Source organism: Streptomyces sp. NPDC057617, assembly GCF_042800555.1.
Taxonomy (GTDB): Bacteria; Actinomycetota; Actinomycetes; order Streptomycetales; family Streptomycetaceae; genus Streptomyces.
The window spans coordinates 1-22,051 of sequence record NZ_JBHVGV010000007.1 but is presented as its reverse complement, the minus strand read 5'-3'; the positions used below and the strand labels follow the sequence as shown (position 1 = coordinate 22,051).

17 protein-coding genes are annotated in these 22,051 nt (G+C 70.7%); all 17 read left to right on the top strand.

All coding sequences use genetic code 11. The annotated features are described in order from the left end of the window. Window positions 1-138 precede the first annotated feature (138 nt). The 17 genes from ACFU9P_RS18605 to ACFU9P_RS18525 all read left to right on the top strand — a co-directional run bounded on the left by ACFU9P_RS18605 (window position 139) and on the right by ACFU9P_RS18525 (window position 21,921). Window positions 139-1,086, top strand: a complete 948-nt coding sequence (locus ACFU9P_RS18605; RefSeq protein ID WP_376386472.1) for a beta-ketoacyl-ACP synthase III — start codon at window positions 139-141, stop codon at window positions 1,084-1,086. A gap of 93 nt (window positions 1,087-1,179) precedes the next feature. Then, window positions 1,180-1,872 carry a GntR family transcriptional regulator gene (locus ACFU9P_RS18600; protein ID WP_384081939.1) on the top strand — a complete coding sequence of 231 codons (693 nt, stop codon included), beginning with the start codon at window positions 1,180-1,182 and terminating at the stop codon, window positions 1,870-1,872. A gap of 275 nt (window positions 1,873-2,147) precedes the next feature. Then, a complete protein-coding gene (locus tag ACFU9P_RS18595; protein ID WP_376386470.1) occupies window positions 2,148-3,329 on the top strand; it encodes an ROK family protein in 1,182 nt (393 codons plus the stop codon). 363 nt (window positions 3,330-3,692) lie between these two features. Further along, a complete protein-coding gene (locus ACFU9P_RS18590) occupies window positions 3,693-5,225 on the top strand; it encodes a sugar ABC transporter ATP-binding protein (RefSeq protein WP_384081936.1) in 1,533 nt (510 codons plus the stop codon). Then, window positions 5,222-6,292 (top strand): ABC transporter permease, encoded by a 1,071-nt coding sequence (locus ACFU9P_RS18585; RefSeq protein ID WP_376386466.1) that lies wholly within the window; start codon window positions 5,222-5,224, stop codon window positions 6,290-6,292. Before ACFU9P_RS18590 ends, ACFU9P_RS18585 begins: the two co-directional genes overlap by 4 nt. A 57-nt stretch (window positions 6,293-6,349) precedes the next feature. After that, the gene (locus ACFU9P_RS18580) at window positions 6,350-7,390 is read left to right on the top strand and encodes a substrate-binding domain-containing protein (RefSeq protein ID WP_376386464.1); all 1,041 of its coding nucleotides are present in this window, start codon (window positions 6,350-6,352) and stop codon (window positions 7,388-7,390) included. Between the two features lie 50 nt (window positions 7,391-7,440). After that, window positions 7,441-8,673, top strand: coding sequence for a Gfo/Idh/MocA family protein (locus ACFU9P_RS18575; protein WP_384081932.1), 1,233 nt, complete (start codon window positions 7,441-7,443; stop codon window positions 8,671-8,673). Between the two features lie 82 nt (window positions 8,674-8,755). Beyond that, window positions 8,756-9,760 carry a sugar phosphate isomerase/epimerase family protein gene (locus tag ACFU9P_RS18570; protein WP_376386461.1) on the top strand — a complete coding sequence of 335 codons (1,005 nt, stop codon included), beginning with the start codon at window positions 8,756-8,758 and terminating at the stop codon, window positions 9,758-9,760. Between the two features lie 339 nt (window positions 9,761-10,099). Further along, on the top strand, window positions 10,100-13,789 hold the full coding sequence (locus tag ACFU9P_RS18565) for a ThuA domain-containing protein (protein ID WP_384081928.1): 3,690 nt from the start codon (window positions 10,100-10,102) through the stop codon (window positions 13,787-13,789). A gap of 106 nt (window positions 13,790-13,895) precedes the next feature. Continuing rightward, window positions 13,896-15,047 (top strand): inositol-3-phosphate synthase, encoded by a 1,152-nt coding sequence (locus ACFU9P_RS18560; protein ID WP_384081925.1) that lies wholly within the window; start codon window positions 13,896-13,898, stop codon window positions 15,045-15,047. After that, window positions 15,044-15,946: an SCO3242 family prenyltransferase gene (locus tag ACFU9P_RS18555; RefSeq protein ID WP_384081921.1), complete on the top strand. Its 903-nt coding sequence runs from the start codon at window positions 15,044-15,046 to the stop codon at window positions 15,944-15,946. The genes ACFU9P_RS18560 and ACFU9P_RS18555 overlap by 4 nt, the downstream gene beginning before the upstream one ends. Beyond that, on the top strand, window positions 15,943-16,785 hold the full coding sequence (locus ACFU9P_RS18550; RefSeq protein ID WP_384081918.1) for a sugar phosphate isomerase/epimerase family protein: 843 nt from the start codon (window positions 15,943-15,945) through the stop codon (window positions 16,783-16,785). The genes ACFU9P_RS18555 and ACFU9P_RS18550 overlap by 4 nt, the downstream gene beginning before the upstream one ends. After that, a complete protein-coding gene (locus ACFU9P_RS18545; RefSeq protein WP_376386453.1) occupies window positions 16,782-17,405 on the top strand; it encodes an EboA domain-containing protein in 624 nt (207 codons plus the stop codon). The genes ACFU9P_RS18550 and ACFU9P_RS18545 overlap by 4 nt, the downstream gene beginning before the upstream one ends. Continuing rightward, on the top strand, window positions 17,405-18,253 hold the full coding sequence (locus ACFU9P_RS18540; RefSeq protein ID WP_384081915.1) for a TatD family hydrolase: 849 nt from the start codon (window positions 17,405-17,407) through the stop codon (window positions 18,251-18,253). Before ACFU9P_RS18545 ends, ACFU9P_RS18540 begins: the two co-directional genes overlap by 1 nt. A gap of 4 nt (window positions 18,254-18,257) precedes the next feature. Further along, window positions 18,258-19,427, top strand: coding sequence for a metabolite traffic protein EboE (eboE, locus tag ACFU9P_RS18535; RefSeq protein ID WP_376386449.1), 1,170 nt, complete (start codon window positions 18,258-18,260; stop codon window positions 19,425-19,427). Further along, window positions 19,424-20,839, top strand: a complete 1,416-nt coding sequence (locus ACFU9P_RS18530; RefSeq protein ID WP_376386447.1) for a nucleotide pyrophosphatase/phosphodiesterase family protein — start codon at window positions 19,424-19,426, stop codon at window positions 20,837-20,839. Before eboE ends, ACFU9P_RS18530 begins: the two co-directional genes overlap by 4 nt. Before the next feature lie 26 nt (window positions 20,840-20,865). Beyond that, window positions 20,866-21,921 carry a sugar phosphate isomerase/epimerase family protein gene (locus tag ACFU9P_RS18525; RefSeq protein WP_376386445.1) on the top strand — a complete coding sequence of 352 codons (1,056 nt, stop codon included), beginning with the start codon at window positions 20,866-20,868 and terminating at the stop codon, window positions 21,919-21,921. The last annotated feature ends 130 nt before the right edge of the window (window positions 21,922-22,051 follow it).

Sequence of the window (22,051 nt, the reverse complement as noted above, 5' to 3'; positions counted from 1 at the left end):
GGGCCGGTCCCCGGGGCCGGTTGATCGGGACTCTCCAAGCGGAGCCGGTGAATCCTGTTGGATCACCTGCCCTGTTACCGGTGAGTCGCTGACGAGACTGGAGCACTCCTGACGTCGACAGCAGAGGGGGTCCCGGGCATGACCGGCACTCGTATCGCCGCGCTCGGGCACTATCAGCCCGCCAAGGTGCTCACCAATCACGATCTGGCGGCCATCGTCGACACCAGTGACGAGTGGATCAGCAGCCGCGTGGGCATCAGGACCCGTCATGTGGCGGGTCCCGACGAGCCGGTGGACGAACTGGCCGCGCAGGCGGGCGCCAAGGCCCTCGCCGCCGCCGGACTCACCCCGGCGGACATCGATCTCGTACTCGTCGCCACCTCCACGGCTGTCGACCGCTCGCCGAACACGGCCGCGCGAGTCGCCGCCCGGCTCTCCATGGGCTCGCCCGCCGTGATGGACCTCAATGTGGTCTGCGCGGGCTTCACCCATGCTCTGGCCACCGCCGACCACGCCGTAAGAGCCGGGTCCGCGGCCCGGGCGCTGGTGATCGGCGCGGACAAGATGACCGCGGTCACCGATTGGGCGGATCGTTCCACCTGTGTGCTGGTCGGGGACGGCGCGGGCGCGGCGGTGGTCGTGGCGGACGAGACCGGCGGGGAGCCGGGGATCGGCCCGGTGCTCTGGGGCTCGGTGCCGGAGATGGGCCATGCCGTACGGATCGAGGGCACTCCGTCCCGGTTCGCCCAGGAAGGCCAGTCCGTCTACCGCTGGGCCACCACCCAGTTGCCGCCGATCGCGCGCAAGGTCTGCGAGCGGGCGGGGATCGCTCCCGAGGATCTGGCCGCGGTCGTACTCCACCAGGCGAACCTGCGGATCATCGAGCCCGTCGCCCAGAAGATCGGCGCGATCAACGCCGTCATCGCCCGTGATGTCGTGGTATCGGGCAATACGTCCGCCGCCTCGATCCCCATGGCCCTGTCCAAGCTCGTGGACCGCGGGGAGGTCGAATCCGGCGCCCCAGCACTGCTTTTCGGTTTCGGGGGGAACCTGTCCTATGCGGGCCAGGTGATCCGGTGCCCATAATTCCGGCCGTTCTCGTAGACTGTAGACGATAGCCAATGTCTTGAAGTGAGTCGCTACTGTCATTGACACCGCCGGCCAAGAGGGGGACCCGCGATGTTGTCCGCAAAACTGGCACAAGGGGCCGTACCCAAGCTCGAACGACCCGGTCCGCTGCGTGAGCGTGTGTACGAAGCCCTGCTCGAACTCATAACGATCAGGCAGCTCCAGCCGGGCCAGCATCTCGTCGAGAGCGAGCTGGCGGGCCATCTCGGCGTCTCCCGGCAGCCGGTGCGCGAGGCGCTCCAGCGGCTCAACACCGAGGGCTGGGTGGATCTGCGCCCGGCCCAGGGCGCCTTCGTCCATGAACCCACCGAGGAGGAGGCGGACCAGTTGCTCTCGGTCCGTACGCTCCTGGAGGCGGAGGCCGCCCGGCTCGCCGCCGCCAACTCCGGCTCGGCCGGGATCGCCGCGCTGGAGGCGCTCTGCGCCCAGGGGGAGCAGTCCGTGGCGGACGACGATGTCGATCTGACGGTCGCCACCAACGCGGCCTTCCATGCCAAGGTGATGGAGCTGGCGGGCAATCTCGTGCTGGCCGAACTGGCCGCGAGAGTGGACCGCCGGGTGCGCTGGTACTACACGCCGGTCGCCCGGCAGCGAGGCAAACAGTCCTGGATCGAGCACCGGGAGCTGATCGCCGCGATCGCGACGAGGGACGAGAAGCGCGCGGTCGAGGTGATGAAGGCGCACACCGAGCACACCCGTACGACGTACCACCACCGCACCCAGGCACCGTCCCGGCCGTCCTGACCGGCCGGGTCGCAAGCTGTCCGCAGCGAGTGGCGGGCCCTCGGCACTTCTTGGGTAATTGGCGCAGACGGGATGAGCGGTAACAGGTAGTACAAGATAGACATTAGGCCCCACGGGGTCCCAAAAGGCATGCCAAAAAACAGCTTTGTCCTCGGTGTGGAGAAAGTTGGGACGGATTCCCGCTCAACTTCTTCCCACTGAGGGCAAGCGCTGCTACGTTCCCTCGAAAGCCCGGCAAACATGGCCGAGAAGGCGGGGAGGGGCGCGTGAGACGTATGACGGCACGACCCGCGAACGCCCATCAGGCGCGACTGCTCAGACTGTTGCGCGACGGTGGGCCCAACTCCCGTGCGCAGCTCGGCGACCAGGTGGACCTGTCGCGCTCCAAGCTCGCCGTCGAGGTGGACCGGCTGCTGGAGACCGGACTGGTCGTCGCCGACGGACTCGCCGCCTCGCGCGGCGGCCGGCGCTCCCACAACATCCGGCTGGCGCCCGCCCTGCGCTTCCTCGGGGTCGACATCGGCGCCACATCCATCGATGTGGCCGTGACCAACGCGGAGCTGGAGGTGCTGGGGCATCTCAACCACCCCATGGACGTCCGCGAAGGGCCCGTCGCCATCTTCGAGCAGGTGCTCGCCATGGCGGCCAAGCTCAAGGTCACCGGGCTCGCCGAGGAGTTCGACGGGGCGGGGATCGGGGTCCCAGGGCCTGTCCGCTTCCCCGAGGGTGTGCCCGTCGCGCCGCCGATCATGCCCGGCTGGGACGGCTTCCCCGTACGGGAGGCCCTCAGCCAGGAGCTGGGCTGCCCGGTCATGGTCGACAACGATGTGAACCTGATGGCGATGGGGGAGCAGCACGCGGGCGTCGCACGCTCCGCGGGGGACTTCCTCTGCATCAAGATCGGCACCGGTATCGGCTGCGGCATCGTCGTCGGCGGCGAGGTCTACCGCGGTACGACCGGCAGCGCCGGGGACATCGGCCATATCCAGGTCGTGGCGGACGGCCGCGCCTGCGCCTGTGGCAACAAGGGCTGCCTGGAGGCCTACTTCAGCGGCGCGGCGCTCGCCCGTGACGCCGAGGACGCGGCGCGCACCGGGCGCTCGCCCGAACTGGCCGCCAGGCTGGAGGAGTCGGGCCGGCTGAGCGCGGTGGACGTCGCCGCCGCGGCCGCCGCCGGCGACCCCACCGCGCTCGACCTCATCCGCGAGGGCGGGAACCGCGTCGGCCAGGTGATCGCCGGCCTTGTCAGCTTCTTCAACCCGGCGCTGGTGGTGATCGGCGGCGGGGTGACCGGCCTCGGCCACACACTGCTGGCCAGCGTCCGTACCCAGGTCTACCGGCAGTCGCTGCCGCTGGCCACCGGCAATCTCCCCATCGTCCTGGGCGAGCTGGGCCCGACCGCCGGGGTCACCGGCGCGGCCCGGCTCATCAGCGACCACCTGTTCTCACCGGCCTAGGCCGGTACCGCAGCACGCACCACCGGGCACCACCGCACCACCCCGTACGAACCGCGCCACCCGCAAGAGCCGCACCACCAGCACCGCCGGGCACCACCCGTACGAGCCGCCCCACCGGCACCCTGCACCGCCGGGCACCACCCCGTACCGGACCGGACGCACCACCCGAACCACCAGCACGAGCCGTACCACCCGCACCACCCCGCACGAGCCGCAACCGCATCCGATGTCGCTGCGCTCCCGCGAGCCGCAGCACCCGTACGAGCCGCACACCACCCAACACAGCGCCGCCGCACCTGGCTCCGCCCTGCCCTTGTCCAGTCCTGCCCGCGGGGCGGGCCGCATCCGCCGAGGGGATACGCCATGGCACCAGCACCACCAGAAACCCTTCTGCTCACCATGTCCGGCATCATCAAGACCTTTCCCGGTGTCCGCGCGCTCGACGGTGTGGACCTGGAGGTCCAGGCCGGCGAGGTCCACTGCCTGCTCGGCCAGAACGGCGCCGGCAAGTCCACCCTCATCAAGGTGCTCGCCGGGGCCCACCAGCCCGACGGCGGAGTGATCACCTGGCAGGGCGAAGCGGTCACACTCAAGTCGCCCATCGCCGCCATGCGGCTGGGCATCGCGACCATTTACCAGGAACTCGACCTGGTCGAAGGCCTGTCCGTCGCCGAGAACATCTTCCTCGGCCACGAACCCACCACCGCCGGCTTCGTCATCAAGGGCCGGGAGGCCAGGTCCGCGGCGACCGCGCTGCTCAAGCGGCTCGGCCACCCCGAGATCCAGGCGCACACCCCCGTCGGTGAACTCTCCGCCGCCCAGCAGCAGATCGTGTCCATGGCCCGCGCGCTCTCCCACGACGTACGGCTCATCGTGATGGACGAGCCGTCCGCCGCCCTCGACCCCGACGAGGTCGACAACCTCTTCCGGGTCGTCTCCACCCTGACCGCCGACGGTGTGGCCGTCATCTACATCTCCCACCGGCTGGAGGAGATCCGGCGCATCGGCGACCGCGTCACCGTCATCAAGGACGGCCGTACGGTGGCCGTGGCGCTGCCGGCGAAGGAGACCCCGACCCGCGAGGTCGTCGCCCTGATGACCGGCCGCAATGTCGAGTACGTCTTCCCCGAGCGGCCCGCCGCGCCCGCCTCCGCCGATGCCGCGCCCGTACTGCGGGTCGAAGGCCTCACCAGGGCCGGGGAGTTCGAGCCGGTCGACCTCGAACTGCGGCCCGGCGAGATCGTCGGACTCGCGGGGCTCGTCGGCTCGGGACGCTCCGAGATCCTGGAGACCATCTACGGGGCGCGCAAGCCCACCGCGGGCCGTGTCCTCGTCGGCGGCACCCCGCTGCGGCCCGGCAGCGTACCGTCCGCCGTCCGCGCGGGACTCGGCCTCGCACCCGAGGAGCGCAAGGCCCAGGCCCTGCTGATGCTCGAATCGGTCACCCGCAATGTGTCGGTGTCCTCGCTGCCCCGGTTCGCGCGGATCGGCTGGCTCGACCGCTCGGCCGAACGGACCGCGGCCAGGAAGGCCACCAGGGAACTCTCCCTGCGCCCCGACAACCCGGACGCCCGGATCCGCACCCTCTCCGGCGGCAACCAGCAGAAGGCGGTACTCGCCCGCTGGCTGCTGCGCGGCTGCCGGGTCCTGCTGCTCGACGAACCCACCCGGGGCGTCGACGTCGGCGCCCGCGCCGAGCTGTACGCCGTGATCCGCCGGCTGGCCGACGAAGGCCTCGCCGTGCTGCTCGTCTCCAGCGAGGTCCCCGAAGTGCTGGGCCTCGCCGACCGGGTGCTGGTGCTCCGCGAGGGCCGGGTCGTCCACCGGGCGCCCGCCCAGGAGCTCGACGAGCACCGTGTACTCGACCTTGTGATGGAAGGGAGCCCGACGCCATGAAACAGCCTGCCTCCGAGGCACAGCAGGGCGGGCCCGACGCCGTGCCCGAGCCGCCCACGCCGCCCGTCCCGTCCGCGTCCACAGCCAAGTCCACGGAGGAGAAGGGCGGTTGGCGGAGCCTCGGGCTGCGTCTCGACGTCCGTAACCTCTCGCTGCTCGGGGTGCTGGCCGCGCTGATCGTGGTCGGCGGCATCACCAAGCCCGAACAGTTCCTGGACACCAACAACCTCCAGCTCGTCCTCACCCAGGCCTCGGTCATCGGTGTGGTCACGGTCGGCATGACCTTTGTGATCACCAGCGGCGGCATCGACCTGTCGGTCGGCGCCATCGTGGCACTGGCCTCGGTCTGGGCGACCACACTCGCCACCCAGCAGTACGGCTTCGCGGGCATCCTGTTCACCGCGGTGGTGGTCGGTCTGGGCTGCGGTCTGGTGAACGGGCTGCTCATCGCGTACGGCGGGATGGTGCCGTTCATCGCGACCCTCGCGATGCTGGCCTCCGCCCGTGGCCTCGCCCTCCAGATCACCGAGGGCAAGACCCAGATCGTCACCGTGAACTCGGTGCTCGACCTCGGCATCCCCGACTCGTACGTCCTGGGCATCCCGCCGCTCGTCCTGGTCTTCGCGGCCGTCACGGTCATCGGCTGGCTGGTGCTGAACCGTACGACCTTCGGGCGGCGCACCGTCGCCGTCGGCGGCAACGCCGAGGCCGCCAGGCTCGCCGGTATCGACGTACGGCGCCAGCGGCTCTATCTCTATCTGCTCTCCGGGCTCTGCTGCGGTATCGCGGCCTTCCTGCTGATCATCCTGGCCGGCTCGGGACAGAACACCAACGGAAACCTGTACGAGCTGGACGCCATCGCCGCGGCGATCATCGGCGGCACCCTGCTCAGCGGCGGCCGCGGCACCATCGTCGGCTCCGTCCTCGGTGTTCTGGTCTTCACCACGATCACCAATATCTTCGCGCTCAACAATCTCCAGAGCGATGTCCAGCAGATCGCGAAGGGCGCCATCATCGTCGCCGCCGTACTGGTCCAGCGCCGCACCATGCGCAACGGCGAGGCCTGACTTCCTGCCTCGCACCCGCTTTCCCTGTACCGCCCTACCTTGAAGGGTTGAACCGCCATGCCAGAAACGAGCCGCAGAGGGCTGCTCTTCGGCACCGCCGCCATCTCCGCGGGTGCCCTCCTCACCGCCTGTACCAGCAATGAGCCCGAGAAGAAGGAGCCGGCGGCCAACAGCCAGCCGGCCGCCGCGGACGACAAGCCCGGCACGCCCGTCACCATCGGTTTCGCGGGCCCCCAGGCCGACCACGGCTGGCTCAACGCGATCAACGAGAACGCCAAGTCGCGTGCGGCGAAGTACTCGGAGGTGACGCTGGACATCACCGAGGGCTCCAACGACACCGCCGCCCAGATCGGCCAGGTCGAGACGCTGATCAACAAGAAGGTCGACGTCCTGGTGATCCTGCCGGCCGACGGCAAGGCCCTCACCCAGGTCGGCCTCAAGGCCATGCGCGCCGGTATCCCGGTCATCAACCTGGACCGGATCTTCGCGGACCCGCAGGCGTACCGCTGCTGGGTCGGCGGCGACAACTACGGCATGGGCGTCAGCGCCGGCAACTACATCGGCGAGAAGCTCAAGGACAAGCCGAACGCCACCGTCATCGAGCTGGCGGGGCTCGACAACCTGGAGCTGACCCAGCAGCGCACCCAGGGCTTCGACGACGCCCTGAAGAACTACCCGAACATCAAGAAGGTCGCCCGCCAGGCGGCTGACTTCACCGTCGAGTCGGGCCAGGCCAAGATGGCCCAGCTCCTCCAGGCCCAGGCCAGCTTCGACGCCCTCTGGAACCACGACGACGACCAGGGCGTCGGCGCGCTGCGCGCCATCCAGCAGGCGGGCCGCGACGGCTTCCTGATGGTCGGCGGCGCCGGCGCCAAGTCGGCGATGGACGCCATCAAGGCCGACAACAGCGTGCTCAAGGCCACTGTGCTCTACCCGCCCACCATGGCCGCCTCCGCCATCGACCTGGCCCGCGCACTGGGTCAGTCCAAGGGCGTCAGCGGTCTGGCCGAGCTGGAGATCCCGGTCTCGGTCACGTGCTACTCGGCCGTTGTCGACAAGGACAATGTCGACCAGTACCTGCCTACGGGCTTTAGCTGACCGGTCCGACAGCGGCCGCCCCCACCAGCGACAGACGAGGAGTACTCCGTATGACCCCCGAAGCGTCGGAGAAAGAGGCCGGTGCGCCGCCCGCACTCGGTATCGGCATGGTCGGATACGCGTTCATGGGCGCCGCCCACTCACAGGGGTGGCGCACCGCGGGACACGTCTTCGACCTGCCGATGCGGCCCGTGCTCGCCGCGATCTGCGGACGTGACGAGAGCGCGGTACGGGCCGCGGCGGACAGACACGGCTGGGCCGCCGCCGAGACCGACTGGCGGCGGCTCATCGAGCGCGACGATGTGCGGGTGGTCGATATCTGCACCCCCGGGGACAGCCATGCGGAGATCGCCATCGCCGCGCTGGAGGCGGGCAAGCACGTGCTGTGCGAGAAGCCCCTCGCCAACTCGGTGGCCGAGGCCGAGGCCATGGTCAGGGCCGCCGAGGCGGCGAGGGAGCGCGGCCAGCTCGCCATGGTCGGCTTCAACTACCGCAGGGTGCCCGCCGTCTCGTACGCGAGGCAGCTCATCCAGGAGGGCAGGCTCGGCAGGCTCCGGCATGTCCGGGTCACCTATCTCCAGGACTGGCTGGTCGATCCGGAGTTCCCGCTGACCTGGCGGCTCAAGCGCGAGCACGCGGGCTCCGGGGCGCTGGGCGACCTGGGCGCGCACATCATCGACCTGGCGCAGTTCCTGACGGGGGAGCTGCTGGTCGGGGTGTCCGCGCTCACGGAGACCTTCGTCAAGGAACGGCCGCTGGTCAGCGGGGCGTCGGCGGGGCTCTCCGCGACCGGCGGCGGCGATGTCGGCCAGGTCACCGTGGACGACGCCGCGATCTTCACCGGCCGGCTGGCCTCCGGCGCGCTGGCCTCCTTCGAGGCCAGCCGTATGGCGGCGGGACGCAAGAACGCGCTGCATCTGGAGATCAACGGCGAGCTCGGTTCGCTCGCCTTCGATCTGGAGCGGCTCAACGAACTGTCGTTCCACGACCACACCGAGCCCGCTCCCTCGTCCGGCTTCCGCCGGATCCTGGTGACCGAGCCGGAGCATCCGTACCTCGACGCCTGGTGGCCGCCGGGGCACGCGCTCGGCTACGAGCACACCTTCGTCCACCAGGCCCGCGATCTGGTCGAGGCGGTCGCCGCCGGGACCGGCCCCGTACCGTCCTTCGCGGACGGGCTCCAGGTGCAGCGGGTGCTGGCCGCGGTGGAGGACAGCGCGGCGAAGAACGCGGTGTACACGCCGGTGCCTTCGCCGTCGGGAACCGGCGGGGACGCCGCGTAACAGGTAGAGAAGACCTGGCAGCAGAGCAACGCAGCCACAGAGCGATCAGCAGCCACAGAGCGATACAGAGAAGGAGGTCCGAATGCCACGCCCGTTCACGCTGTTCACCGGCCAGTGGGCCGATCTGCCCCTGGAGGAGGTGTGCAGGCACGCCCGTGACTTCGGTTACGACGGCCTGGAACTCGCCTGCTGGGGCGACCACTTCGAGGTCGACAAGGCGCTCTCCGACCCCGGCTATCTGGACAGCCGCCACCAGTTGCTCGACAAGTACGGGCTGAAGTGCTGGGCGATCTCCAACCACCTCGTCGGCCAGGCCGTCTGCGACAGCCCCATCGACGAGCGCCACCAGGGCATCCTGCCGTCCCGTATCTGGGGCGACGGCGAGCCCGAGGGCGTCAGGCAGCGCGCCGCCGCCGAGATCAAGGACACCGCCAGGGCCGCGGCCGCCTTCGGGGTGGACACGGTCATCGGCTTCACCGGCTCCTCGATCTGGCACCTGGTCGCGATGTTCCCGCCCGTACCGCCCGGCATGATCGACCGGGGGTACGAGGACTTCGCGGAGCGGTGGAACCCGATCCTGGACGTCTTCGACGCCGAGGGGGTGCGGTTCGCCCACGAGGTGCACCCCAGCGAGATCGCGTACGACTACTGGACCACGAAGCGCGCGCTGGAAGCGGTCGACAACCGGCCCGCGTTCGGGCTGAACTTCGACCCGAGCCACTTCGTCTGGCAGGACCTGGACCCGGTCAACTTCCTCTACGACTTCCGGGACCGGATCTACCACGTCGACTGTAAGGAGGCGCGCAAGCGTCTCGACGGCCGCAACGGCCGGCTCGGCTCGCACCTGCCCTGGGGCGACCCGCGGCGCGGCTGGGACTTCGTCTCGGCGGGCCACGGCGATGTCCCGTGGGAGGACGTCTTCCGGATGCTCCGTTCGATCGGGTACGAGGGACCCATCTCGGTCGAGTGGGAGGACGCGGGCATGGACCGGCTCGCGGGAGCGCCGGAGGCCCTCAGGGACCTCAAGCGCTTCGACTTCGACGCGCCCACCGCGTCCTTCGACGCGGCCTTCGGCGGCGGCGAGTAGCGCCTTCGGTCCCCGCGGGGCCGGGCAGAGCCTGGTGGTGACCCCATGCCACCAGGCGGTCCGGCCTGCCCGGAATCCGCTTTGTCCTGGGGGAGGAAAAAGTACAACTTCTCCTCTGCGCAAGGTCTTTCGGTCCCGGACGAACACAGCTACGGTCCACTGAGATGTACAGGACATAGGTGGTCTCCGGTGTGACGGCGCACATCGGCGACGAAGCCACCTCCCCCGGGGACCGGTGCAGGACGAGCACCGGTCCCCTCCCCGGGGAGGCGAGCGCGAGCACAGCATCCGCGCTCCTTGGCACCAGCACGTACGAACAGCCCATTGTGGAGGACTTTCGTGCACAGAAAACGCCCCAGAGCCAGAACCCTCCTCGCGCTCCTGACGGGCGCCCTGCTCGCAGGCTCAAGCCTCAGCGCCGTACCTGCCGCCGCACACCCGGACCATCCGGACGCCGCGGAGGAAAGCTTTCAGCAGGTGACCCTCGCGAAGGGCGCCGACGAGGTGGGCGAGCCCATGTCGCTCGCCGTCCTGCCGGACCGGCAGGTGCTGCACACCTCGCGCGACGGCACGCTCCGGATCACCGACGCCGGCGGCGACACCACCATCGCCGGCACGCTGGACGTCTACAACCACGACGAGGAAGGTCTCCAGGGCGTCGGGGTCGACCCCGACTTCGCCGAGAACCGGGCGATCTATCTCTTCTACGCCCCCAAGCTCGACACCCCCGCCGGCGACGCGCCCGAGAACGGCACGGCCGCCGACTTCGCCCCCTTCGACGGGTACAACCGTCTCTCGCGCTTCACGCTCAACGAGGACGGCACCCTCAACAAGGCGAGCGAGAAGAAGGTCCTCGACGTCGCCACCTCGCGCGGCACCTGCTGCCACGTCGGCGGCGACATCGCCTTCGACGCGGAGGGCAACCTCTATCTGTCGACGGGTGACGACACCAACCCCTTCGCCTCCGACGGCTACACGCCGATCGACGAACGGGCCACCCGCAACCCGGCGTTCGACGCCCAGCGCAGCTCCGGCAACACCAATGACCTGCGCGGCAAGATCCTCCGTATCAAGGTCGCGGAGGACGGCTCGTACACCATCCCGGAGGGCAACCTCTTCGCCCCCGGCACCGAGAAGACGCGGCCCGAGATCTACGCGATGGGGTTCCGCAACCCCTTCCGTATCTCCGTGGACCAGAAGACCGGCATCGTGTACGTCGGTGACTACGGTCCCGACGCGGGCGCGGCGTCGCCGACCCGCGGCCCGGCCGGTCAGGTGGAGTTCGCCCGGGTCACCGAGGCCGGGAACTTCGGCTGGCCGTACTGCACCGGCGACAACGACGCCTATATCGACTACGACTTCGGGACGCAGGCCTCCGGCGCCGCCTTCGACTGCGCGGCCCCGAAGAACACCTCGCCCCACAACACCGGACTGACGGACCTCCCGCCGGCCCAGCCCGCGTGGATCCCGTACGACGGCGGCAGTGTGCCCGAGTTCGGCTCCGGCTCCGAGTCGCCGACCGGCGGCCCGGTCTACCGGTACGACGCGGACCTGGACTCCCCGGTGAAGTTCCCCGAGTCCTACGACGGCAACTACTTCGCCGGCGAGTTCGGCCGCCAGTGGATCAAGCGGATCGAGCAGGACGAGAACGGTACGGTCGGCTCGATCAACCCGTTCCCGTGGACCGGCACCCAGGTCATGGACATGGAGTTCGGCCCCGACGGCGCGCTCTACGTCCTCGACTACGGCCTCTCCTGGTTCGGCGGCGACGAGCACTCCGCGCTCTACCGCATCGAGAACGCCACGGGCGGCAAGTCGCCCATCGCCGAGGCCAGTGTCAACAAGACCTCCGGCAAGTCCCCGCTGAAGGCGGTCTTCTCCTCCGCCGGCACCGAGGACCCCGACGGCGACACCCTCACCTACCAGTGGGACTTCGGCGACGGCGGCACCTCCACCGAGCCCAACCCCACGTACACGTACAAGAAGAACGGCACCTACTCGGCGCGGCTCACCGTCACCGACCCGACGGAGCGCACCGCGACCGCGTCGGTCCGGATCGTCGTGGGCAACACAGCGCCCACGGTGAAGCTCACACTGCCCGCCGAGGGAACCCTGTTCAACTTCGGGGACACCCTGCCCTTCAAGGTCACGGTCACCGACCCCGAGGACGGTCCGATCGACTGCTCCAAGGTGATCGTCCGCTACATCCTCGGCCATGACAGCCACGGCCACCCGATCACCTCGGTCAACGGCTGCGAGGGCACCATCACCGCGCCCGCCGACACCGAGCACGACCCCAACGCCAATATCTTCGGGGTCATCGACGCCGAGTACACCGACGGCGGAGGCGGCGGCCAGGCGGCGATCACCAGCCACGGCCAGGCGCAGCTCCAGCCGCGCCACCGGCAGGCCGAGCACTTCAGCTCCGCCTCCGGCATCAGGACGTACGACAAGGCCCCGGCCAACGGCGGCAAGACCGTCGGCGACATCGACGACGGCGACTGGATCTCCTTCACGCCGTACAACCTGACCGGGTCCAAGACCCTGACCGCCCGGATCTCCTCCGGCGGCGCCGGCGGATTCCTGGAGGTACGGACGGGCTCAGCCACCGGCAACCTGCTCGGCTCCGCGCCGATCCCGGTCACCGGGAGCTGGGAGACCTTCCAGGACATCGACGTACCCCTGCGGTCCGTACCGACGAAGACCACCGAGCTGTTCCTGGTCTTCAAGGGTGCCACCGGCAGCGGCGCGCTCTTCGACCTGGACGATTTCCAGCTCTCCACGGCCGTGCCCGGCAAGACCGAGAAGCGGGTCCTGGTCTTCTCCAGGACCGCCGGGTTCCGCCACGACTCGATCCCCCAGGGTGTCGCCGCGCTCAAGGAGCTGGGCGCCACCACCGGGATCAAGGTCGACTCCACCGAGACGGGCGCCCAGTTCACCACCAACAACCTCGCCCGGTACGACGCGGTGGTCTTCCTCTCCACCACCGGTGATGTTCTCAACGCCGACCAGCAGAAGGCGTTCGAGAACTATGTCGCCACCGGCGGCGGCTACATGGGCGTCCACGCGGCGGCCGACACGGAGTACGACTGGGCCTTCTACGGCGGCCTGGTGGGCGCGTACTTCCAGGGCCACCCGCAGATCCAGCCGGCCACCGTCCGCGTAGAGGACCACGACCACCCGTCGACCGCGCATCTCGGCGACGAGTGGCAGCGCACCGACGAGTGGTACAACTACCGCACCAACCCGCGTGAGCAGGCACGGGTCCTCGCCACCCTGGACGAGACCACCTACCAGGGCGGCACCATGAAGGGCGACCACCCGATCGCCTGGTGCCAGACGTACGAGGGCGGCCGGGCGTTCTACACCGGCGGCGGCCACACCAAGGAGTCGTACGCGGACCCGGCCTTCCGTCAGCACCTGCTCGGCGGACTCCGGTACGCGGCCGGCCAGGTGAAGGCCGACTGCAAGCCGAAGACCGGCTACCGGGACCTCTTCAACGGCAAGACGACAGAGGGCTGGAAGCAGGCCGGACCGGGCAAGTTCAACGTCGTGGACGGTGAACTGCGCTCCGAGGGCGGCATGGGCCTGCTCTGGTACCAGGCCAAGGAGTTCAAGTCCTACTCCCTGAAGCTGGACTGGAAGCTCGCCGGGGACGACAACTCCGGTGTGTTCGTGGGCTTCCCGGCCTCCGACGACCCGTGGTCGGCGGTGGACAAGGGGTACGAGGTGCAGATCGACGCCACCGACACCCCGGACCGCACCACCGGCTCCGTCTACGGCTTCAAGTCGGCCAACGTCAAGGTCAGGGACCAGGTTCTGCGCCCGCCGGGGCAGTGGAACAACTACGAGATCAAGGTCCAGGGTGAGCGTCTGCAGATCTTCCTTAACGGCGTGAAGATCAACGACTTCACCAACACGGACCCGGCGCGCAGCCTGAAGGACGGCTACATCGGGCTGCAGAACCACGGCGCCGACGACCAGGCGTCCTTCCGCAACATCCAGCTCAAGGAACTGCCGGCCTCCTAGGGACACCTGGGACGGGCGGCCCGTCAGCCGGCGGCGGGCGGGGAGGCGCCGTACCCCCGCCCGCCGCCCACCAACCACCACCACACCACCGGCAGGGAGGCAGCCCGTGACGACGAGCGGTACGGAATCGACTGCAGTACGCACCGGAGTCTGGTTCGTCGGAGCCCGCGGCTCCGTCGCCACGACGGCTGTCGCGGGATGCGCGGCGGTCACGGCCGGACTCCACCCCGCGACGGGCATGGTCACCGAGACCCCGCCCTTCGCCGGGACGGGCCTGCCCGCGCTCTCCTCCCTCGTCTTCGGCGGACACGACACGGCGAGCTGTCCGCTGCCCAAGCGCGCCGAGGAACTGACCGCGGCGGGCGTGCTCCCGCATGGCCTGCCCGCCGCGATCCGCGCCGAACTCACCGCCGCCGACCAGGAGATCAGGTCCGGCGGCCCCCAGCCGGGGGACACCAGGAGCGACGAGGAACTCATCGCCGCCTTCGCCGCCGACATCGGCGACTTCGCGCGGCGCACCGGTGTCGCGCGGACCGTCGTCGTCAATGTCTCCTCCACCGAGCCCACCCCCGCGCCCGACGACCCCCGGCTGCCCGCCAGCTCGCTGTACGCGGCGGCCGCGGTACGGGCCGGCTGCTCGTACGTCAACTTCACCCCCTCCACCGGGCTGCGCACCCCGGCCCTCACAGCGGCCGCCGAGGCCGGCGGACTTCCCCACGCCGGCCGCGACGGCAAGACAGGCCAGACGCTGCTCCGTTCCGTGCTCGCCCCGATGTTCGTGCAGCGTGCCCTGACCGTACGCGCCTGGTCGGGCACGAATCTGCTGGGCGGCGGGGACGGAGCGGCGCTGGCCGACCCGGGCGCGGCGGCGGCCAAGAACGCGGGCAAGGAACGCGTCCTGGCCGACACCCTGGGCGAGGCGCCGGAGGGCGAGGTCCATATCGACGACGTCCCGGCGCTGGGCGACTGGAAGACGGCCTGGGACCACATCGCCTTCGACGGCTTCCTCGGCTCGCGGATGATCCTCCAGACGATCTGGCAGGGCTGCGACTCGGCGCTGGCCGCGCCGCTGGTCCTGGACCTGGCACGGCTGGTGTCGCGCGCGCACGAGGCGGGGCTGAGCGGCCCGCTGCCCGAGCTGGGCTTCTACTTCAAGGACCCGGACGGCGGCTCCTCCGCGCTCGCGGAACAGTACGAGGCGCTGCTCGGCTTCGCGGACCGGCTCCGGGAGACGGACCGGCTGCGGGAGGCCCGGTGAACCTGCGCCCGCGCCTGCGGGCCTGGGCCGAACTGCTGCGCGTGTCGGCGCTGTTCACCGTCCCGGGCGATGCCCTGGCCGGCGCGGCGGCGGCCGGCGTACGTGCCAACCGGGGCACGGCGTACGCGGTGGGCGCCTCGCTCTGCCTGTACGAGGCGGGCATGGCGCTCAACGACTGGGCGGACCGCGACGAGGACGCCGTGGACCGCCCGCACCGCCCGATCCCCTCGGGCCGTATCACCCCCGGCGCGGCGCTGGCCGCCGCGGCCGGGCTGACCGCCGCGGGCCTGGCCCTGGCCTCCCGGGCCGGCCGCCCGTCCCTGGCGGTCGGTACGGCGCTGGCCGCCGCGGTCTGGTCGTACGACCTCCGCCTCAAGCACACCCCGGCGGGCCCTCTCGCCATGGGCGCGGCCCGCTCCCTGGACCTGCTCCTGGGCGCGACGGCCACCAGTTCGCGGGGCGCGCGCCCCCCGGCCGCCGGGGCGCGCAAGGCCCTGGGCGCAGCCGGGGTGCTCGGGGCGCATACGGTCGCGGTCACCGTGGTCTCGCGGCAGGAGGCGCAGGGCGGTTCGACCGCCGCGCCGCTCGCCGCGCTCGGGGTGACGGCGGGTCTTGGCGTCCTCACCGGATGGCGGCTGCGCGCGGAACGCTCCGCCGCAGCCCTGCTCACCGGGGGCCTCGCCGCCGTATACGCGAAGACCGCGGGAAAGCCCCTGGCGCACGCCGCGCTCAACCCCTCCCCACCGCTCACCCAGCGCGCCGTGGGCGGCGGGATCCGGGCCATGATCCCGCTCCAGGCGGCGCTCGCCGCGCGGGGCGGAGCCGCCGGGACCGCGCTCGGTGTGCTGGGACTCGTACCACTGGCACGGGCATTCGCACGGAAAGTGAGCCCCACATGAGTCTGCGTTTCGGATACGGCACCAACGGGCTCACCGATCTCCGGCTCGACGACGCGCTCGCGCTCCTGGCCGACCTCGGATACGACGGTGTCGGGCTCACCCTCGACCATATGCATCTCGACCCCATGGCCCCCGACCTGCCCGCCCGCGTCGCCCGCGTCGCCCGGCGGCTGGGGGAGCTGGGGCTCGGGGTGACCGTCGAGACCGGCGGCCGGTATGTGCTCGACCCGCGCCGCAAGCACGGCCCCACCCTGCTCGACCCCGACCCCGAGGGCCGTGCCGCCCGTACCGGACTGCTGGTGACGGCCGTTCAGGTCGCCGCCGACCTCGGCGCGCACGCCGTGCACTGCTTCAGCGGGGTCACCCCGGCGGGCACCGACACCGACACCGCGTGGAAGCGGCTCGACGAGGCGCTGACCCCGGTGGTCGCCGCCGCCGAGAGCGCCGGCGTACCGCTCGCCGTCGAGCCCGAGCCCGGCCATCTCGTGTCGGACCTCGCCGGATTCCACCGGCTCAGACACCGCCTCGGCGACCCCGAACCGCTCGGCCTCACCCTCGACATAGGCCACTGCCAGTGCCTGGAGCCCGCACCGCCAGCCGACTGTGTCCGCGAGGCCGCGCCGTGGCTGCGGCACGTGCAGATCGAGGACATGCGGCGCGGTGTGCACGAGCATCTCCCGTTCGGCGAGGGCGAGATCGACTTCCCGCCGGTGCTCGCCGCGCTGGCCGCCACCGGCTACCAGGGCCTGACCGTCGTCGAACTGCCCCGCCACTCCCACGCGGGCCCCGAACTCGCCCGTACCTCCCTGGACTTCCTCCGTACGAAGGGAGCAGCATGATCTCGAACCCGCCCGCCCAGACCCGCGAGGACCTGGCTCCCCGTCTGGACGCCGCCGCCGGCGCGTGGCTCGACGCCGCCCTGGCCGAGGCCGCCGCGGCCACGGAGGAGGGCGAGGGCGACAACGTTGCCGTCGCCCCCTGGGAGCTGCGCTTCGCCGCCGCCGGCCGCCACTGCGGCCAGGAGCACGCCGACTCCGTACGCACCCTCCTCCTCCAGGAGGCCCGTGCCGGCCTCGCCACCCTGACCCGGCTCTACCACCAGGGCACCGCCGCCGAGCGCCGCGCCGTGCTGCTCGCCCTGCCCCTGCGCGTCACCGGACCCGGCGCGCTGCCGCTGGTCGAGGACGCCCTGCGGACCAATGACACGCGGCTGGTCGCCGCCGCCGTCGGTCCGTACGCCGCCGCCCATCTCGATCCCCACTCCTGGCGGCACGCCATCCTCAAGTGCCTCTTCACCGGTGTGCCGGTCGCCGCCGTCGACGGCCTGGACGGACGCGCCCACGGAGACGCCGAACTGGCCCGGATGCTCGCCGACTTCGCGGCTGAGCGCACCGCCGCCGGCCGTCCCGTACCCGCCGACCTGTACCACGCGCTCCACCTGACCGGCGAGGAGTCCTGATGCGCATCTTCGACCCCCACATCCATATGACCTCCCGTACCACGGACGACTACCAGGCGATGTACGCCTCCGGAGTCCGCGCCCTGGTCGAGCCGTCCTTCTGGCTCGGTCAGCCCCGTACCTCGCCCGAGAGCTTCTTCGACTACTTCGACGCGCTCCTCGGCTGGGAACCGTTCCGTGCCGCGCAGTACGGCATCGCCCACCACTGCACCCTCGCGCTCAACCCCAAAGAGGCCAACGACCCGCGGTGCACGCCCGTCCTGGACGCCCTGCCGCGCTATCTCGTCAAGGACGGTGTCGTCGCCGTCGGCGAGATCGGCTACGACTCGATGACCCCGGCCGAGGACACCGCGCTCGCCGCGCAGCTCCAGCTCGCCGCCGACCACGGCCTGCCCGCGCTGGTCCACACCCCCCACCGCGACAAGCTCGCGGGCCTGCGCCGCACCATCGATGTCGTACGGGAGTCCGCCCTCGACCCGGAGCGGGTCCTGCTCGACCACCTCAACGAGACGACCGTCAAGGACGCGGCGGAGAGCGGCAGTTGGCTCGGCTTCTCCATCTACCCCGACACCAAGATGGACGAGGACCGCATGGTCGCCGTCCTCAAGGCCCACGGCACCGAGAAGGTGCTCGTCAACTCCGCGGCGGACTGGGGCAAGAGCGATCCGCTCAAGACCCGCAAGGTCGCGGACGCGATGCTCGCCGCCGGCTTCGGCGAGGACGACGTCGACCGGGTCCTGTGGCGCAACCCCGTCGCCTTCTACGGGATCAGCGGACGGCTCCAGCTCGAAGTCGCCCCCCCGGAGGCCCTCCACGAGGGCAACTCCATTCTCCGCGGCGGGGAGTGAGCCCATGCGCTTCCGCCACCCCGACGGGTCCACCGTCCATCTCTCGTACTGCACCAACGTCCACCCCGCCGAGAACCTCGAAGGCGTACTCGCCCAGCTCCGCGACCACTGCGAGCCGGTACGCAAACGCCTCGGCCGCGACCGCCTCGGCATCGGGCTCTGGCTGGCCAGGGGCGCCGCGCAGGCCCTGATCAACGACCCGGCCGCACTGCGCGGACTCCGCGCCGAACTGGACCGGCGCGGTCTGGAAGTCGTCACGCTCAACGGCTTCCCGTACGAGGGATTCGGCGCCGAAGAGGTCAAGTACCGCGTCTACAAGCCGGACTGGGCCGACCCGGAGCGCCTCGCCCACACCAGCGACCTCGCCCGGCTGCTCGCCGCGCTGCTGCCCGACGACGTCACCGAGGGCTCCGTCTCCACCCTCCCGCTCGCCTGGCGCACCGAGTTCGACGACGCCGCGGCCCGCGCCGCCCGTACGGCCCTGACCGCGCTCGCCGGACGGCTGGACGCGCTGGAGGAGCTGACCGGCAAGTCCATCAGGATCGCCCTGGAGCCGGAGCCGGGCTGCACCGTCGAGACCACCGCAGACGCGATCGGCCCGCTCACCGAGATCGGCAGCGCCAGGATCGGGATCTGCATCGACACCTGCCATCTCGCCACCTCCTTCGAGGACCCGGCCACCGCGCTGGGCGCGCTGGCCGCCGCCCGGATCCCCATCCCCAAGGCGCAGCTCTCCGCGGCCCTGCACGCCGAGGAACCGCATCTGCCCGAGGTACGGGAGGCCCTCGGCACGTTCGCCGAGCCGCGCTTCCTCCACCAGACCCGGACGCGTACCGCCGCCGGGCTGCGTGGCACCGACGATCTGGACGAGGCACTCGGCGGCGAGGCACTGCCCGACGGCGCCCCCTGGCGCGCGCACTTCCATGTGCCGCTGCACGCCCAGCCCGCCCCGCCGCTCGCCTCCACCCTTCCCGTACTCCAGGACACCCTCACCCGGCTGATCGGCGGCGCCGAGCCGCGGACCCGCCATCTGGAGGTCGAGACCTACACCTGGCAGGCGCTCCCGGCGGAGCTGCGGCCCCGCTCGCGCGGCCAGCTCGCCGAGGGGATCGCCGCCGAACTCACCCTGGCCCGCGACCTGCTGGTCGACCTCGGCCTCAAGGAGCTGCCATGACAGAGACCAAGGCCGAGACCTCGGCCGGGACCGGAGTGACACCAACGCCCCTGCTGGTGCTGGACGTTGTCGGTCTCACGCCCCAACTGCTCCCGCACATGCCCCGGCTGAGCAAGCTGGCGAACACGGGATCGAAGGCCCCGCTGAGCACCGTACTGCCCGCCGTCACGTGCAGCGCCCAGTCCACCTTCCTCACCGGGACGCTCCCCGCCGAGCACGGCATCGTCGGCAACGGCTGGTACTTCCGCGAGCTGGGCGATGTCCTGCTGTGGCGCCAGCACAACGGCCTGGTCTCCGGCGACAAGCTCTGGGACGCAGCCCGCCGCGCCCACCCCGGCTATACGGTCGCCAATATCTGCTGGTGGTACGCGATGGGCGCGGACACCGACTACACCGTCACCCCGCGCCCGGTCTACTACGCCGACGGGCGCAAGGAGCCCGACTGCTACACCCGCCCGCCGGCGCTGCACGACGAACTCACCGAGAAATTCGGTACGTTCCCGCTCTTCCACTTCTGGGGCCCCGGCGCCGACATCGTCTCCTCGCAGTGGATCGTGGACGCCACCCGGCACATCATCCGCACCCGCCGCCCCGATCTGGCGCTCTGCTATCTGCCCCATCTCGACTACGACCTCCAGCGGTACGGCCCCGACGACCCCCGCTCCCACCGCGCCGCGGCCGAGCTGGACACCGCCATGGCCCCGCTCCTCGACGAGGCCGGGGCGGAGGGCCGTACGGTCGTCGCGCTCTCCGAGTACGGGATCACCCGGGTCTCCCGGGCCGTCGACATCAACCGGGCGCTGCGCAGGGCCGGGCTGCTGGAGGTGCACACCCAGGACGGTATGGAGTACCTGGACCCGATGGCCTCCCGCGCCTTCGCCGTCTCGGACCACCAGCTCGCCCATGTGTACGTACGCCGCTCCGAGGACCTGGACGCGACCCGGGAGGCGCTCCAGGACCTGCCCGGAATCGACCAACTCCTCGACGACGAGGGCAAGAAGGCCCACGGTCTGGACCATCCGCGCGCCGGCGAGCTGGTGGCCATCGCCGAACCCGACGCCTGGTTCACGTACTACTACTGGCTCGACGACGCCCGCGCGCCGGACTTCGCGCAGCTCGTCGAGATCCACCGCAAGCCGGGATACGACCCGGTGGAGCTGTTCATGGACCCGCTCGATCCGTACGTGAAGCTCAAGGCGGCCAAGGCGATCGCCCGCAAGAAGCTCGGGATGCGCTACCGGCTCGCCGTCGTACCCCTCGATCCCTCGCCGATCCGCGGGAGCCACGGGCGGCTCCCCGCGAACGACGACGAAGGGCCGCTCATCCTCTGCTCGGCCCCCGAAGCCGTCAGTGGCCGAGTCGCGGCCACCGATGTGAAGTCCCTGCTTCTCCACCTCGCCGGACTGCACTGACACCCCACTGACAGAAGGAGTTCCGCATGAGCCGCAAGAAGTCAGCCGACCCCGAGCTCGCCCAGAAGCTCAGCAGACGGAGCATGCTCGGTGTCGCGGCCGGTGCCACCGCCGCCGCGGTCCTCGGCGCCGCGGCCACCCCGGCCGCCGCCCACGGCAAGGGCCACGGCCAGGAGAACGGGCACGGCCACGGCAAGGGACAGCCGGTCCTGCCCCCCGGCCGCCTCGGCATCCAGCTCTACTCGCTGCGCGACAAGGTCTCCACGCTCGGCTTCGCCAAGGTCTTCGACGAACTCGAACGCTTCGGGTACGACGAGATCGAGTTCGCCGGATACACCCAGGGCTCCGCGGGCGAGATCACCCTGCCCCAGCTCAAGCGGCTGGCCAGGGACCACGGCCTCAAGCCCATAGGCAGCCACGTCAACTACTACGACAACAACAACCCCAACGCCTACAGCTTCGCCCAGAACCTCGAACAGGTCCTGGACGACGCCCAGACCCTGGGCCTGGACCATGTCGGCACCGCCTCGGGGCCGTTCCGCTACGGCTCCACCGTCGACGCCTGGAAGCGGGCAGCGGAGGACTTCAACACCTATGGCGCGGCGGCCAGGCGGCGTGGGCTGAAGTTCTACCAGCACAACCACGCCGAGGAGTTCTCCTTCGCCACGGACCAGCCGAACGTACGGCTGTACGACGTCCTGCTGGCCGAGACCGACCCCGACCTGGTCTATCTGGAGATGGACATCTACTGGGCGTACGCCGGCCAGTTCCGCTTCAGCAAGACCGTGGAGGGCAAGCCCGCGCCCTTCGACCCGCTGCGCTATGTCCTCAAGCAGCCCCACCGCTACCCGCTCTTCCATGTGAAGGACGGCATCGAGGACATCACCGCCCGCGACGGCTACCGGATGGTGGACGTCGGCGACGGGGACATCGACTACCAGCGCTTCATCTCCGCGGTGAACAAGACCCACGGCGGACGGCGCAACCACCACTGGCAGGCCGAGCACGACCAGCCGGTGGACTCCCTCGCCTTCGCCCGCAAGTCCTCCGCGCACCTGCACTCCCTGCGCGAGCGGCGGTAGTCCCGTAATTCCGTAACTCCCTGAACAGACCCCTGAAATGGGGGACGGCCCCCCGGCCTGTTTTTTTTGGAGACCCGCTGGGGGGCGTCTTTTTGGTGGGGCCCCCCCCCTCCCGGGGTCGGAAGAGGGC

Coding starts and splice junctions, on each gene's coding strand:
- ACFU9P_RS18605 (WP_376386472.1), top strand. CDS start 139: ATGACCGGCACTCGTATCGCCGCGCTCGGGCACTATCAGCCCGCCAAG.
- ACFU9P_RS18600 (WP_384081939.1), top strand. CDS start 1,180: ATGTTGTCCGCAAAACTGGCACAAGGGGCCGTACCCAAGCTCGAACGA.
- ACFU9P_RS18595 (WP_376386470.1), top strand. CDS start 2,148: ATGACGGCACGACCCGCGAACGCCCATCAGGCGCGACTGCTCAGACTG.
- ACFU9P_RS18590 (WP_384081936.1), top strand. CDS start 3,693: ATGGCACCAGCACCACCAGAAACCCTTCTGCTCACCATGTCCGGCATC.
- ACFU9P_RS18585 (WP_376386466.1), top strand. CDS start 5,222: ATGAAACAGCCTGCCTCCGAGGCACAGCAGGGCGGGCCCGACGCCGTG.
- ACFU9P_RS18580 (WP_376386464.1), top strand. CDS start 6,350: ATGCCAGAAACGAGCCGCAGAGGGCTGCTCTTCGGCACCGCCGCCATC.
- ACFU9P_RS18575 (WP_384081932.1), top strand. CDS start 7,441: ATGACCCCCGAAGCGTCGGAGAAAGAGGCCGGTGCGCCGCCCGCACTC.
- ACFU9P_RS18570 (WP_376386461.1), top strand. CDS start 8,756: ATGCCACGCCCGTTCACGCTGTTCACCGGCCAGTGGGCCGATCTGCCC.
- ACFU9P_RS18550 (WP_384081918.1), top strand. CDS start 15,943: ATGAGTCTGCGTTTCGGATACGGCACCAACGGGCTCACCGATCTCCGG.
- ACFU9P_RS18545 (WP_376386453.1), top strand. CDS start 16,782: ATGATCTCGAACCCGCCCGCCCAGACCCGCGAGGACCTGGCTCCCCGT.
- ACFU9P_RS18540 (WP_384081915.1), top strand. CDS start 17,405: ATGCGCATCTTCGACCCCCACATCCATATGACCTCCCGTACCACGGAC.
- eboE (WP_376386449.1), top strand. CDS start 18,258: ATGCGCTTCCGCCACCCCGACGGGTCCACCGTCCATCTCTCGTACTGC.
- ACFU9P_RS18530 (WP_376386447.1), top strand. CDS start 19,424: ATGACAGAGACCAAGGCCGAGACCTCGGCCGGGACCGGAGTGACACCA.
- ACFU9P_RS18525 (WP_376386445.1), top strand. CDS start 20,866: ATGAGCCGCAAGAAGTCAGCCGACCCCGAGCTCGCCCAGAAGCTCAGC.